The sequence below is a fragment of the Variovorax sp. RCC_210 genome, assembly GCF_041355175.1.
Lineage (GTDB): Bacteria > Pseudomonadota > Gammaproteobacteria > Burkholderiales > Burkholderiaceae_C > Variovorax.
Window position 1 is genome coordinate 143510 of record NZ_JBFUPJ010000009.1, and the last position, 12821, is coordinate 156330.

Genomic DNA, 12821 nt, shown 5'->3' on the forward strand with positions numbered 1-12821 from the left:
GGGCACTTTTGTCAACGAAGCGATCCGCTCCATGTCCGCCACCTCGCTGCTGCTGCAACTCATCGTCATCCTCACCACCGCGCGCGTCTGCGGCTGGGTGCTTCGCTATGTGGGCCAGCCCAGTGTCGTGGGCGAGATGGCGGCGGGGCTCATGCTGGGGCCGGTCGTGATGGGCGCGCTCTTTCCCGAGCTGCACGCGCAGCTGTTCTCCAAGGCGTCGCTGCAGGGGCTCTCGTCGCTGTCGACGCTGGGGCTGGTGCTGTTCATGTTCGTGGTCGGGCTGGAGCTTCGCGCTGCCAAGGGCGTGCGCGAGCAGCTGCGTTCCGCCGGCTACGTGGGCGTGCTGAGCACGGTGGTGCCTGCCGCGCTGGGCATTGCCATCGCGCCCGCGCTGCACCCCTCGCTGGCGCCGGCCGGCGTGGGCTTCTGGCCGTTCGCGCTGTTCATCGCGGCGGCGCTGTCGATCACCGCGTTCCCGGTGATGGCGCGCATCCTGAAAGACCGCGGCATGACGCGCACCTCCTTCGGCCAGCTGTCGCTGGGTGCGGCCGCGGTGGTCGACGTGTTCGCCTGGATCCTGCTGGCCTTCGTGGTCGCGATGGTCGGTGCAGGCGAAGGCTTTCACGGGCTGCTCAAGACCACGCTGGGCATGGTGGTGGTGCTGTGCGTGCTCTTCCTGGGCGTGAAGCCGGCCTTTGCCTGGCTGCTGCGCACCAAGGCGCCCGAGGGCGAGCCGTCGATCACGCTGATGGCCGCGCTGATGATCGGCCTGCTCGCCACCGCGCTGGTCACCGAGTGGCTGCACCTGCACGCGGTGTTCGGCGCCTTCCTGTTCGGCGCCTGCCTGCCGCGCGACGACCGGCTGCTGAAGTCGCTCACCGAGCGCATCGAGCCGATTTCCATCGTGGTGCTGATGCCGCTGTTCTTCGCGCTGGCGGGGCTGGGCACCACGTCGAACGCTTTCTCGGGCGCGGGCTTCGGCGCCATGATGCTCATCCTGGCGGTGGCCGCCTTCGGCAAGATCGCCGGCGGCGCCATCGGCGCGCGCATGGCCGGCTACGGCTGGCGCGACAGCCTGGCCACGGGCTCGCTGATGAACGCGCGCGGGCTCATGGAGCTCATCGTCATGAAGATCGGCCTGGACGCCGGGCTGATCGGCCCCGAGCTCTTCACCATGCTGCTGGTGATGGCGCTGGTGACCACCGCGATGACGGGGCCGCTCATCAACCTGTTCATCGGGCGCAAGCCGGCGGTGGCTGCAAGCGCTGCAGAAGTCGGCGCGCCTGCGAAGTCCTGAACAGTCCTGAACAGCCCCGGGTCTGAGCAGCAGCGCAGCATGCTGCGGCCCAACCGCCGTTCAACCGCCGCGCGTCACCGTGAAGCCGATGCGCGTCTCGCCGCCCTGGCTCGCCGCGAACACGCGTCCGCCATGCATGCGCGCAATCGCCTCCACGATGGACAGCCCCAGGCCGTGGTGCCGCGTGGAGCCGTCGCGCGCGTGCGCGGCGCGGTAGAAGCGCTCGAACAGTCGGGGCAGGGCGACCGGGTCGATGGGCTCGCCCTGGTTGACCACGGCCACGGCGAATTCGCCCGCGCCGTCTTGACCTGACTGCTCGCCGATCTCGATGCGCAGCGTCGACGCCGGCGCCGCGAAGCGGATCGCATTGCCCAGCAGGTTGAACAGCGCGCGCCGAATCAGCGCGGCGTCCACGTCGGCGGTGGCGTCGCCATGCACTTCGGCGCGCAGCCCGGCCTCTTCGAGCATCGCGTCGTAGAAGTCGATGACGTCGGCGGCCTGCACCGCCAGGCTGGCGGCGGCGCGCGTGCGCACCGGCACGCCGCGCTCGGCCTGCGACAGGAAGAGCATGTCGGTGACGATGCCCGACAGCCGCCCGATTTCTTCCATGTTCGACGCGAGCACCGTCTGCAGCTCTTCGTTGCTGCGCGGCCGCGTGAGCGCGAGCTCGGTGGAGCCGCGCAGGTTGGCCAGCGGCGTGCGCAGCTCGTGCGCCACGTCGGCATTGAAGGATTCCAGCTGCACGTAGGCGCGCTGCACCCGCAGCAGCAGGGCGTTGAACTGCGTGATCCACGGGCGCAGCTCTTCGGCGAAGGCCATGGCGTCGATGGGCGGGTTGTCTTTGTCGGGCGCCATGGCTGCGGTGCGGTCGGCCAGCGCCCTCAGCGGGCGCAGGCCGCGCCGCACCAGCCACATGCCCGTGAGCGAGACCAGCGCGGTGCCCAGCACCACGGCGCCCAGCAGCGTCCACGCCAGGCGCTGCAGCAGCCGCGCCTCCTGCGCCATGTTCACGCCCAGCTGCACCGACAGCGGCGTGGTCGTGCCGCCCTGCGTCCACGGCACCTCGAGGTCGCGGCGCATCCAGTGGCCGTCGGGCGCGGCGGCCGAGCGGAACAGCTCGCGCCCGGCATGCGAAATTCGCAGCGACACCTCGTCCTGCATGGAGAAGAAGTCGTCCAGCTTGTGCCGCAAGAAGACCAGGTCGCCGCCTTTCTCGGCCTCCTGCAGCAGGTGGCGCACCAGCACGGCCTTCTGGTCGAGCTCGTCTTCCTGCTTCTGTCCGAAGCTCCAGGCCGTGACCAGGTACACCGCCAGGCACACCACGCTCAGGCCGAACAGCGTCTGCACGGCGAACCACAGCGAGAGGCGGCGCTGCAGCGAATGCGCGCGCGCCGTGCCGGTGCTCGTGCGCTTGCCTGCCTGGGCTCGTGCCGGCGCGCCTGCCACGGTCATGCCCAGGACCGGTCCTCCAGCACGTAGCCCATGCCGCGCACCGTGTGCAGCAGTTTCACGTCGAAGGGGTCGTCGATCTTGCTGCGCAGGCGGCGAATGGCCACCTCGACCACGTTGGTGTCGCTGTCGAAGTTCATGTCCCACACCTGCTCGGCGAGCGTGGTGCGCGACAGGATCTGCCCGCGCCTTCGCAGCAGCACCACCAGCAGCGTGAACTCCTTGGCCGTGAGGTCGAGCCGCGTGCGGTTGCGCATGCACTTGCGGCTGATGAGGTCGACCTCCAGGTCGGCCAGGCGCAGCTGGGTCGACTCCTGCGGCTTGCCACGGCGCAGCAGCGCCTGCACACGCGCCAGCAGTTCGGAAAAGGAGAAGGGCTTGACCAGGTAGTCGTCCGCCCCCTGCTGCAGCCCCTGCACGCGGTCTTCGACCTTGTCGCGCGCGGTCAGCACCAGCACCGGCACGTTCTTGGTCCGGCGAATGGCCTGCAACACCGAAAAGCCGTCGATGCCCGGGAGCATCACGTCGAGCAGCACCAGCGCGTAGTCGCCCTCTGTCGCCAGGTACTTTCCTTCGATGCCGTCGCGGGCGATATCCACCACGTAACCGTTCTCTTCGAGTCCCTTTTTGAGGTAATCACCGAGTTTGGGCTCATCTTCAATCACAAGAATTCGCATTGATAGATGGTATCGAAGCGCTTTTACTACGGCGGTTACGAATTAGTAATCCTATTGACGGACAAAAGCCCGGCACGGCGTCATACATTGCGCTGGGCCTGCCAGTGGCAGGGCTTTTGCCCGACGGCCGCGCCGAAGGCGCTCGATATACTTTTTGCCTCCATGCGCCGCTGGCTCCTCATCTTCCTGCTTGCCCTCCTGCCGCTCCAGCTCAGCTGGGCCGCGGCATCGGCGTATTGCCAGCACGAGCGGGACACCCAGCCCGAGCATTGGGGCCACCACGAGAACGAAGGCCGCGGCACCGACCGCAGCCACAGCGGCGAGGGTGCGCAGAAAAATTCCAGCACCCAGCCCAATGCCGTGGTCGGCGACTGCGCGGTCTGCCACGCGGGCTGGGCGCAGCACGCCGATGCCTCCACCGCGCCGGCCCCGGCGCCCGCGCGCACGGCGCAGGCCCTTCGCGTGGCAGCGCAAGAACGCTTCGCCTCGCACATCGCCGACGTGCCCGTGCGGCCCGACTGGTCTCTCGCCCGTTGATTCGGCGAGAGAACCGACGCACCTTCTGATCTTCATCGACAGCTGAGCTTTTCTCGCCGAATTCGTCCGTCCGTTGTTTTGCAACCCAGGAGAATTCGATGCGCACGCTCTTCGTGCCGCTGGCCGCATTGGCCATGGCGGCGCCCCCGGCTTTTTCACAGACCACGCAGTTCGCACAGGGCGAGACTGCCGCCGGCACCCACTTGTCATCCTCGGCGTCCTCATCGACGTCTTCCTCGCCTTCTTCTTTGCCTGTTCGCACGCTGGAGCCCGTCGGCGCGCTGAACCTGCAGGCCGCGCTCGCCCTGGCGCTGCAGGCCAACCCCAGCCTGCGCGCCGCGTCGCGCGAGCAGGACGCCACCGAAGCCGCCATCGTGCAGGCCGGCGCCTGGCCCAACCCCACGCTCGACGCGCAGGTGGAAGACCTGCGCCGCGACAACCGCACCACCACGCTGCAACTGAGCCAACCCATCGAGCTGGGCGGCAAGCGCGCCGCGCGCGTGACAGCGGCCGAGCGCGCGCGCGACCAGGCGGCTTCGGCGCTGGCCGCGCGCCGCGCGGACATTCGCGCCGCCACCGTCACCGCCTTCTTCGAGGTGCTGACCGCGCAGGAGCGCCTGCGCCTCGCGCAGGATTCGGTGGGGCTCGCGCAGGCGGGCACGCGCGCCGCGGAGAACCGCGTGGCGGCCGGCAAGGTCTCGCCGCTGGAGGAAACCCGCGCGCGCGTGGCCGAGGCGGGTATTCGCGTCGAGCTGCTGCAGGCCGAAGGCACGCTGCGTTCGGCGCGCCAGCAGCTCGCCGCGCTGTGGGGCAACCCGGCGCCGCGCTTCACGCGGGTGGACGGCGCGGTCGACCAGCTGCCCGGCATGGCATCGGATGGCGACCTCCTGGGCCGGCTTGCGGATGCGCCCGTCGTGCGGCAGGCCAGGCTTGAAGTCGAGCGCCGCCGTGCGCTGTCCGACCTGGAGCAGGCCAGGCGCATTCCTGACGTGACGGTGTCGCTGGGCGCCAAGCGCGTGCCTTCGTCCGAGGGCGAGACCGGCGGCGGCCGGCGCAACCAGGTGGTGGTGGGGCTGTCGATTCCGCTGCCGATCTTCGACAGCAACCGCGGCAACGTGGCCGAGGCCTTGAGCCGCGAAGAGAAGGCGCGCGACGAACTCGCCGCTGCCGAGCTGCAGCTGGGCGCCGACGTGGCCCAGGCCACCGAGCGCCTGCGCTCCGCGCGAGCCACTGCCCAGACGCTGCAACGCGATGCGCTGCCCGGCGCCGAGACCGCTTACAAGGCCGCGACCAAGGGCTTCGAGCTGGGCAAGTTCAGCTTCCTGGAGGCGCTGGACGCGCAACGCACGCTGTTCCAGGTGCGTGCGCAGTACCTGCTGGCGCTGGCCGACGCGCACCGCGCGGCCGGCGAACTCGACCGGCTGCTGGGGCGCCAGGGCGACGACGTCGCGTTCGCCGCGCCTCACACCACCTCGCCTGCCACCCTGCCCGCCACCTTGCCCGCGTCGCCCGTCGCGCACTGACCCAACGAACTCCACACACCATGAACGCACAAGAACGCAACACCGTGGCCGAGCGCGTCGGCAAGAAGCAGTGGATCGCCATCGCGGTCGTCCTTGCATTGGGCATCGGCGCGGGCGCGCTGATCCTGCGGACCTCGCCTTCCAAGCCCGCTGCCAGCGGCCATTCCGAGGCCGCGGGCCATGGGGACGGCGAGCACCACGAAGAAGGGGACGCCCACGGCAAGGAAGCCGCCAAGCAAGAAACCAAGGACCACGACCACAGCCACGGTCATGAAGAGGCGGCCGGCCACGGCGACAAGGAGCACCACGAAGAAGGCAAGCCAAAGGCCGAGGCAGAGGGCAAGACCGCCTCCGCGGGCAGCAATGAACACAAGGAACACAGCGAAGGCGAAGAAAAGATCCCCTTCACCGACGCGCAGCTCAACGCCGCCGACATCACCATCGAAGGCGCCGGCCCGGCCCGCATCAGGAACGCGCTGCAGCTGCCCGGCGAGATCAGGTTCAACGAAGACCGCACCGCCCACGTGGTGCCGCGCGTGGCAGGCGTGGTCGACAGCGTGTCGGCCAACCTCGGGCAGGAGGTCAAGCGCGGCCAGGTGCTGGCCGTGCTGTCGAGCCCTTCGTTGTCGGAGCAGCGCAGCGCCCTGCAGTCGGCGCAGCGCCGGCTCGCGCTGGCCCGCACCACCTACGAACGCGAGAAGAAGCTGTGGGAAGAAAAGATTTCCCCGCAGCAGGACTACCTGCAGGCCGAGCAGGCCATGCAGGAGGCACGCATCGAAGTGGCCAACGCCAACCAGAAGCTGTTGGCGCTGGGCGCCACGCCGGGCTCGGCCGCGCTCGGGCGCTACGAGCTGCGCGCACCCTTCGACGGCATGGTGGTCGAAAAGCACATCTCGCTGGGCGAGTCGGTGAAGGAAGACGTCAACGTGTTCACCATTTCCGACCTGTCGAGCGTGTGGGCCGAGATCAGCGTGGCTGCCAACCAGCTGAACCTGGTGCGCATCGGCGAGCCGGTGACCATCCGCTCCAGCGCCTTCGAGCAGACGGCCAGCGGCAAGGTGTCGTACGTGGGCTCGCTCATCGGCGCGCAGACGCGCACCGCCACCGCCCGCGTCACGCTGACCAACCCGCAGCGCATCTGGCGCCCGGGGCTGTTCGTGAACGTCGAGCTGGTGGCTTCCGAGACCGACGCGCCCGTGACGGTGTCCGCCGAGGCGATACAGACGGTGGAAGACAAGCCCACCGTGTTCCTGCGCGTGCCCGGCGGCTTCATGCCGCAGCACGTGCAGACGGGGCGCAGCGACGGCCGGCGCGTGGAGATCGTCGGCGGCCTGGCACCCGGCGCCAGCCATGCGGCCAACGGCAGCTTCGTCGTGAAGTCGCAGCAGGGCAAGAGCTCGGCCACGCACACGCACTGAGGACGCCGCATGTTCGAACGCATCATCGGTTTTTCCATCGCGCAGCGCTGGCTCGTGCTGCTCGCCGTGCTCGGCATGGCGGCCCTGGGCATCTACAGCTACCAGAAGCTGCCCATCGACGCCGTGCCCGACATCACCAACGTGCAGGTGCAGATCAACACCGCCACGCCCGGCTACTCCCCGCTGGAAACAGAACAGCGCGTGACGTACCCCATCGAGACCGTCATGGCCGGCCTGCCCGGGCTGCAGCAGACGCGCTCGCTCTCGCGCTACGGCCTGTCGCAGGTGACGGTGATCTTCAAGGACGGCACCGACATCTACTTTGCGCGGCAGCTGGTCAACGAGCGCATCCAGTCGGCGCGCGAGAGCATGCCCGGCGGCATCTCGCCGGTGATCGGGCCCATTTCGACCGGGCTGGGCGAGATCTACCTCTGGACCGTGGAGGCCGAAGAGAGCGCGAGAAAGCCCGACGGCAAGCCCTATTCGCCCACGGACCTGCGCGAGATACAGGACTGGATCATCAAGCCGCAGCTGCGCAACGTGGCGGGCGTGACCGAGATCAACTCCATCGGCGGCTACGCCAAGGAGTTCCAGATCGCGCCCGACCCGGCCAAGCTGCTGGCCCACGGCCTGACCATGACCGACCTGGTCACCGCGCTGGAGCGCAACAACGCCAACGTGGGCGCGGGCTACATCGAGAAGCGCGGCGAGCAGTACCTCATTCGCGCGCCGGGGCAGGTGAAGTCGGCGCAAGACATCGGCAACGTCATCCTGGGCAATGCCGGCGGGGTTCCGCTGCGCGTGCAGGACGTGGCCGAGGTCGGCATCGGCCAGGAGCTGCGCACGGGCGCCGCCACCGACAACGGCCGCGAGGTGGTGCTGGGCACGGTGTTCATGCTCATCGGCGAAAACAGCCGCACCGTGTCGCAGGCCGTCGACAGGAAGATGCAGGAGGTCAACCGCACGCTGCCCGCGGGCGTGAAAGCCGTCACGGTGTACGACCGCACGGTGCTGGTCGACAAGGCCATCGCCACGGTGAAGAAGAACCTTTTCGAGGGCGCCGTGCTGGTCATCGCGGTGCTGTTCCTGTTCCTGGGCAACATCCGCGCGGCGCTCATCACGGCGCTGGTGATTCCGCTGTCGATGCTCTTCACCTTCACCGGCATGGTGAACCAGAAGATCAGCGCCAACCTCATGAGCCTGGGCGCGCTGGACTTCGGCATCATCGTCGACGGGGCGGTGGTGATCGTGGAGAACTGCGTGCGACGGCTGGCCCATGCGCAGGCCAGGCTCGGACGGCCGCTGACGCGCAGCGAGCGCTTCCACGAGGTGTTCGCTGCCTCGCAGGAGGCCAGGCGCCCGCTGCTGTTCGGCCAGTTGATCATCATGATCGTGTACCTGCCGATCTTTGCGCTCACGGGCGTGGAGGGCAAGCTGTTCCACCCGATGGCGTTCACGGTGGTGATCGCGCTGCTGGGCGCGATGATCTTGTCGATCACCTTCATTCCCGCGGCCGTGGCGCTGTTCATCGGCAACAAGGTCGGCGAGAAGGAGAACCGCCTCATGCTGTGGGCCAAGCGCGGCTACGCGCCGCTGCTGGCGCGCGTGATGAACGCCAAGCCGCTGGTCATCACCACCGCGGTGGTGGCGGTGCTGCTGTCGGGCCTGCTGGCCACGCGGCTGGGCACGGAGTTCGTGCCCAGCCTGAGCGAGGGCGACTTCGCCATCCAGGCGCTGCGCATTCCGGGCACCAGCCTCACGCAGTCGGTGGACATGCAGAAGCAGCTCGAGCGCACGCTGAAGGCGAAGTTTCCGGAAATAGAGCGCGTGTTCGCGCGCACCGGCACCGCCGAGATCGCGTCCGACCCGATGCCGCCGAACATCTCCGACGGCTACATCATGCTCAAGCCCGAGCGCGAATGGCCCGTGGCCGAGGGCGGCGCGCGGCGCACGCGCGCCGAGCTGCTGGCGGCCGTGCAGGAAGAGGTGGAGAAGCTGCCGGGCAACAACTACGAGTTCTCGCAGCCCATCCAGCTGCGCTTCAACGAACTGATCTCGGGCGTGCGCAGCGACGTGGCGGTGAAGATCTTCGGCGACGACATGGCGGTGCTGGACAAGACCGCGGCCGAGGTGTCGCAGGCGCTGGGCAAGATCCGCGGCGCGGCCGAGGTGAAGGTCGAGCAGACCACCGGCCTGCCGATGCTCACGGTGAACATCGATCGCCAGAAGACCGCGCGCTACGGCCTGAACGTGGGCGATGTGCAGGACACGATTTCCATCGCCGTGGGTGGGCGCGAGGCGGGCACGCTGTTCGACGGCGACCGGCGCTTCGACATCATCGTGCGGCTGCCCGAGCACCTGCGCACCGACCTGGAGGCCATCAAGCGGTTGCCCGTGGCCTTGCCCAAGGGCGCGGCGGCCGATGGCGCGCGCACCAGCTTCATTCCGCTGGGCGAGGTGGCCACGCTCGACATTGCGCCGGGGCCCAACCAGGTGAGCCGCGAGGACGGCAAGCGCCGCATCGTGGTGAGCGCCAACGTGCGCGGGCGCGACCTGGGCTCCTTCGTGGCCGAGGCCGAAGAGGCCCTGCGCGGCGTGAAGATTCCCGCCGGCTACTGGACCGTGTGGGGCGGCCAGTACGAGAACCTGGCCTCGGCCACCGAGCGGCTGCAGGTGGTGGTGCCGGTGTCGCTGGCGCTGGTGTTCGTGCTGCTGTTCGCCATGTTCGGCAATTTGAAGGACGGGCTGCTGGTGTTCACCGGCATTCCCTTCGCGCTCACCGGCGGCATCGTGGCGCTGTGGCTGCGCGACATTCCGCTGTCCATCTCGGCGACGGTGGGCTTCATTGCGCTGTCGGGCGTGGCGGTGCTCAACGGGCTGGTGATGATCTCGTTCATTCGCAACCTGCGCGAGAACGGCCTGCCGCTGGACGCGGCCATCCGCGAAGGCGCGCTCACGCGGCTGCGGCCGGTGCTGATGACGGCGCTGGTCGCGTCGTTGGGCTTCGTGCCGATGGCCATCGCGACCGGCACCGGGGCCGAGGTACAACGGCCGCTGGCGACGGTGGTGATCGGCGGCATCCTGTCGTCGACAGCGCTGACCTTGCTGGTGCTGCCGCTGCTGTACCGCATCGCGCACCGGCGCGACGAGGACGAGGTGGCACAGGCGAACGCCGACAGCCAGCACGGTGCGCCGCTGGTGCCTGCAACGCAAGGGTCGACCGGCGCCTGACCGTTCCCTTGCCCGCGGCCATTCGCATGGCGCGGGCAGGGGAAAGGACAGCGGGCTCAGACCAGGCCGCGCGCCTTCAGCAAGGCCCAGCGCTCGGGCGCGAGAGCGGCCTTCATGGCCTTCAGCGGATCGATCTCGCCCGTGTTGTCCGCGTAGGCGACGACGAAGTCGTCGGTCGTGTTCAGCACGGCTTGCGACGCGGGCGCGTTGAAACGCGCCGCCAGGTTTTTCAGCACCCGCATCGCCGAGGCCGTGCTTTGCGCGATGTCCATGAACTGCGCGTGCAGCAGGCAGGCCTCCTTCAGCGCCGCGTCGTCGAACCAGCGTTCGTGCGCATCGCCCTGCACCGAGCGAATTTCGTCGGGCGCCCAGAGGTAGTAGCGCACTTCTTCGCCGGCCTCCACGATCGCGCGGCGGTAGGGCTCGCGGCCCCACACCAGAAAGGGCGGCCACGCGGCGCCGAAGTCTTCCTGCGTATAGCAGATGAACAGGGCGTAGAGCTTCTCGTCGCGGGGAACCTGCGCGAGCGCGTGCGTGATCGCGTCGACGAGCAGGGCCTCGACCCTGGCGGCCACGCTCGCCAGCGTCTCGCCCTTGCGCGGGCGGCGGTAGCTCAGGCGGGTCTCGCCGCTGGGCGTGCCGTCGTCATCGAGGTATTCGAGCGTGATGGTGTCCAGCCGGCCGGCCTCGTCGTAGCGGTAGACGTCCTGGCACCCCCAGGTCTTCCGGTCGTCGGCCCAGTTGGAGGTGACGGCGCGCTGCAACTGGCCGTCTTGCCATTCGTAGCGTGTGTCGAGGCCCTTGTGGCCGTGGCTGATGTGCTGCGCCACCAGCAGGCCGCCCGCATGGCGGTACCGGGTGACGGTGCTGACGGAGGGCTCGCCCTCGTACACCTGCAGGTCCACGCCGGTGCGCCCATCGGCCTCGTGCAGCCAGGCCGTGGCGCGACCGCGGCTCTGGCGCTGCAGCACCAGGCGGCCCTCGGCGTCGAAGCCGTGGTGCATGTGGCGCTCGGGGTCGGCCTTGTCGTCGGCCAGCCACCGGGGCTTGGCGCCGCCGTAGTGTTCCTGCATGAAGGGCGTCGGCTCGCCCATCGATTCGGTGGCCCAGCGCCACGTCACGGCCTGCGCGATGCAGTCGGCCAGCAGGCGAGCGGCGTTGGCGCTATCGGCGTAGGTGCTGTAGGGGCGCGCCAGCATCGTTCTGCCGGCTTCAGCGCGCCGGGCGAACGGCCGACTTGGGCCGGAAGGCCTTGCAGACGGCGTCGTCGGTCTCGAGGTACGGTCCGCCGATCAGGTCGATGCAATAGGGCACGGCCGCGAAGATGCCGGGCACCACCTGCGCGCCGTCGGCATCCTTCAGGCCTTCGAGCGTTTCCGCGATGGACTTGGGCTGGCCGGGCAGGTTGATGATCAGGCTCTGCGCGCGAATCACCGCCACCTGGCGCGAGAGGATCGCGGTGGGCACGAAGCGCAGGCTGATCTGGCGCATCTGCTCGCCGAAGCCGGGCATCTCCTTGTGGGCGACGGCCAGGGTGGCTTCGGGCGTCACGTCGCGCAGCGCGGGGCCGGTGCCGCCCGTGGTCAGCACCAGCGAGCAGCCGGCGTCTACCAGCTCGACGAGCGTGGCGCTGATGCGCTCGGCCTCGTCGGGGATGAGGCGGGGCTCGAACTCGAGCGGGTTCTTCAGCGCCCGGCCGAGCCATTCCTTGAGGGAGGGCAGGCCCTTGTCTTCGTAGGTGCCGCTGGAGGCGCGGTCGCTGATGGAGACGATGCCGATGCGGACGGGGTCGGGTGTGTTCATGGCGTTGGGGTTGCTCCTTCCCCTTCCGGGGGAAGGTAGGGATGGGGGCAAGCGGCGCCAGCGACGCCACGGCCGTTCGAAGGCCGCCGTGCCCCCACCCCGGCCCTCCCCCGGGAGGGGAGGGAGAAAGACGGGAAGCTCGCGCGTCTCACACGTCTCACGCGTCCTCTTCGCGATCCTGCGCCGCGGCCGCCGCCGCATGGTCGTCGCCGCCATGCACCGCCAGCTGCGCGCGCACCAGCTGGAAGATCTCGCGGTATGCCTTGCCCTGGCGCGGCGCCTCGCCGGCCGGGCCGGTCTTCATGTCCTTGCGGGCCTGGCGCACCAGGGCGCGCAGTTGCTGGGAGTCGGTGGCGGGGTGGGTTTCTATCCAGCCGCCCAGGGCGTCGTCGTCGGCAATCAGCCGGTCGCGCCAGCGTTCGGCTTCGTGCAGGGCGGCGGCCTCGGCGGCCGGCACGGTGTTCTGCTCGGTGAGGGCGAGCTTCACGGCCTCCAGCGTGGGTTCGTCGAGCTTGCGCATCAGCTTGCCGATGAACTGCATCTGGCGGCGCTTGCCCTCGAAATTGGTGATGCGCTTGGCCTCGGCGACGGCGTCGACCAGCTTCTCGCCCAGGGGCAGGGCGTCGAACAGCGCGGCGCGCAGGCCGAGCAGCTCGGTGCCCAGCTTCTGCAGCTCGTCGCTTTCGCGCTTGAGGTCGGTGCGGCTGGCGTCGTCGGTGCCCTTGAGCTCGCGCTTGAGCTCCAGGTCGAGCTCGCTGCCTTCGGCGACGAACTGGCCACGGACGAAATAGCCTTTTTTGGGTTTGCGGGACATGGAATGGATTCTGGGCCGCACCGTGCGGTGTTGCAACGCATGCAATGCGTGCAATGTGCAGTGGGAAGCTGG

10 protein-coding genes are annotated in these 12821 nt (G+C 69.1%); 5 read left to right on the plus strand and 5 right to left on the minus strand.

Going from position 1 to position 12821, the window contains the following annotated elements:
• The first annotated feature begins 31 nt into the window (after positions 1-31).
• The gene (locus tag AB6807_RS23800) at positions 32-1297 is read left to right on the plus strand and encodes a cation:proton antiporter (RefSeq protein ID WP_371086484.1); all 1266 of its coding nucleotides are present in this window, start codon (positions 32-34) and stop codon (positions 1295-1297) included.
• Positions 1298-1357: 60 nt separating this feature from the next.
• On the opposite strand, the gene AB6807_RS23805 is transcribed toward AB6807_RS23800, so the two are convergent.
• Both AB6807_RS23805 and AB6807_RS23810 read right to left on the minus strand, forming a co-directional pair.
• Positions 1358-2749, minus strand: a complete 1392-nt coding sequence (locus AB6807_RS23805) for a heavy metal sensor histidine kinase (RefSeq protein WP_371086485.1) — start codon at positions 2747-2749, stop codon at positions 1358-1360.
• Positions 2746-3423, minus strand: a complete 678-nt coding sequence (locus AB6807_RS23810) for a heavy metal response regulator transcription factor (protein WP_116913032.1) — start codon at positions 3421-3423, stop codon at positions 2746-2748. The genes AB6807_RS23805 and AB6807_RS23810 overlap by 4 nt, the downstream gene beginning before the upstream one ends.
• Before the next feature lie 162 nt (positions 3424-3585).
• Here AB6807_RS23810 and czcI point away from each other — a divergent pair, with 162 nt between their 5' ends.
• The 4 genes from czcI (at position 3586) to AB6807_RS23830 (ending at position 10132) form a co-directional block, all read left to right on the plus strand.
• Entirely contained in the window at positions 3586-3960 is a 375-nt protein-coding gene (czcI, locus tag AB6807_RS23815; protein ID WP_371086486.1) for a cation efflux protein, CzcI family, read from the plus strand.
• Positions 3961-4058: 98 nt separating this feature from the next.
• Positions 4059-5483 carry a TolC family protein gene (locus AB6807_RS23820; protein ID WP_371086487.1) on the plus strand — a complete coding sequence of 475 codons (1425 nt, stop codon included), beginning with the start codon at positions 4059-4061 and terminating at the stop codon, positions 5481-5483.
• Between the two features lie 20 nt (positions 5484-5503).
• Positions 5504-6901 carry an efflux RND transporter periplasmic adaptor subunit gene (locus tag AB6807_RS23825; RefSeq protein ID WP_371086488.1) on the plus strand — a complete coding sequence of 466 codons (1398 nt, stop codon included), beginning with the start codon at positions 5504-5506 and terminating at the stop codon, positions 6899-6901.
• A 9-nt stretch (positions 6902-6910) separates the two neighbouring features.
• The gene (locus AB6807_RS23830; RefSeq protein WP_371086489.1) at positions 6911-10132 is read left to right on the plus strand and encodes an efflux RND transporter permease subunit; all 3222 of its coding nucleotides are present in this window, start codon (positions 6911-6913) and stop codon (positions 10130-10132) included.
• A gap of 56 nt (positions 10133-10188) precedes the next feature.
• Here the strand turns inward: AB6807_RS23830 and AB6807_RS23835 are convergent, their stop codons facing one another.
• The 3 genes from AB6807_RS23835 to yjgA form a co-directional block, all read right to left on the minus strand.
• On the minus strand, positions 10189-11331 hold the full coding sequence (locus AB6807_RS23835) for a hypothetical protein (protein WP_371086490.1): 1143 nt from the start codon (positions 11329-11331) through the stop codon (positions 10189-10191).
• A 13-nt stretch (positions 11332-11344) separates the two neighbouring features.
• Positions 11345-11935 (minus strand): molybdopterin adenylyltransferase, encoded by a 591-nt coding sequence (mog, locus tag AB6807_RS23840; protein WP_371086491.1) that lies wholly within the window; start codon positions 11933-11935, stop codon positions 11345-11347.
• 157 nt (positions 11936-12092) lie between these two features.
• Complete coding sequence (gene yjgA, locus AB6807_RS23845) at positions 12093-12749, minus strand: ribosome biogenesis factor YjgA (protein WP_116913038.1); 657 nt, start codon at positions 12747-12749, stop codon at positions 12093-12095.
• Positions 12750-12821 lie beyond the last annotated feature (72 nt).

Coding starts and splice junctions, on each gene's coding strand:
- AB6807_RS23800 (WP_371086484.1), top strand. CDS start 32: ATGTCCGCCACCTCGCTGCTGCTGCAACTCATCGTCATCCTCACCACC.
- AB6807_RS23805 (WP_371086485.1), bottom strand. CDS start 2,749: ATGACCGTGGCAGGCGCGCCGGCACGAGCCCAGGCAGGCAAGCGCACG.
- AB6807_RS23810 (WP_116913032.1), bottom strand. CDS start 3,423: ATGCGAATTCTTGTGATTGAAGATGAGCCCAAACTCGGTGATTACCTC.
- czcI (WP_371086486.1), top strand. CDS start 3,586: ATGCGCCGCTGGCTCCTCATCTTCCTGCTTGCCCTCCTGCCGCTCCAG.
- AB6807_RS23820 (WP_371086487.1), top strand. CDS start 4,059: ATGCGCACGCTCTTCGTGCCGCTGGCCGCATTGGCCATGGCGGCGCCC.
- AB6807_RS23825 (WP_371086488.1), top strand. CDS start 5,504: ATGAACGCACAAGAACGCAACACCGTGGCCGAGCGCGTCGGCAAGAAG.
- AB6807_RS23830 (WP_371086489.1), top strand. CDS start 6,911: ATGTTCGAACGCATCATCGGTTTTTCCATCGCGCAGCGCTGGCTCGTG.
- AB6807_RS23835 (WP_371086490.1), bottom strand. CDS start 11,331: ATGCTGGCGCGCCCCTACAGCACCTACGCCGATAGCGCCAACGCCGCT.
- mog (WP_371086491.1), bottom strand. CDS start 11,935: ATGAACACACCCGACCCCGTCCGCATCGGCATCGTCTCCATCAGCGAC.
- yjgA (WP_116913038.1), bottom strand. CDS start 12,749: ATGTCCCGCAAACCCAAAAAAGGCTATTTCGTCCGTGGCCAGTTCGTC.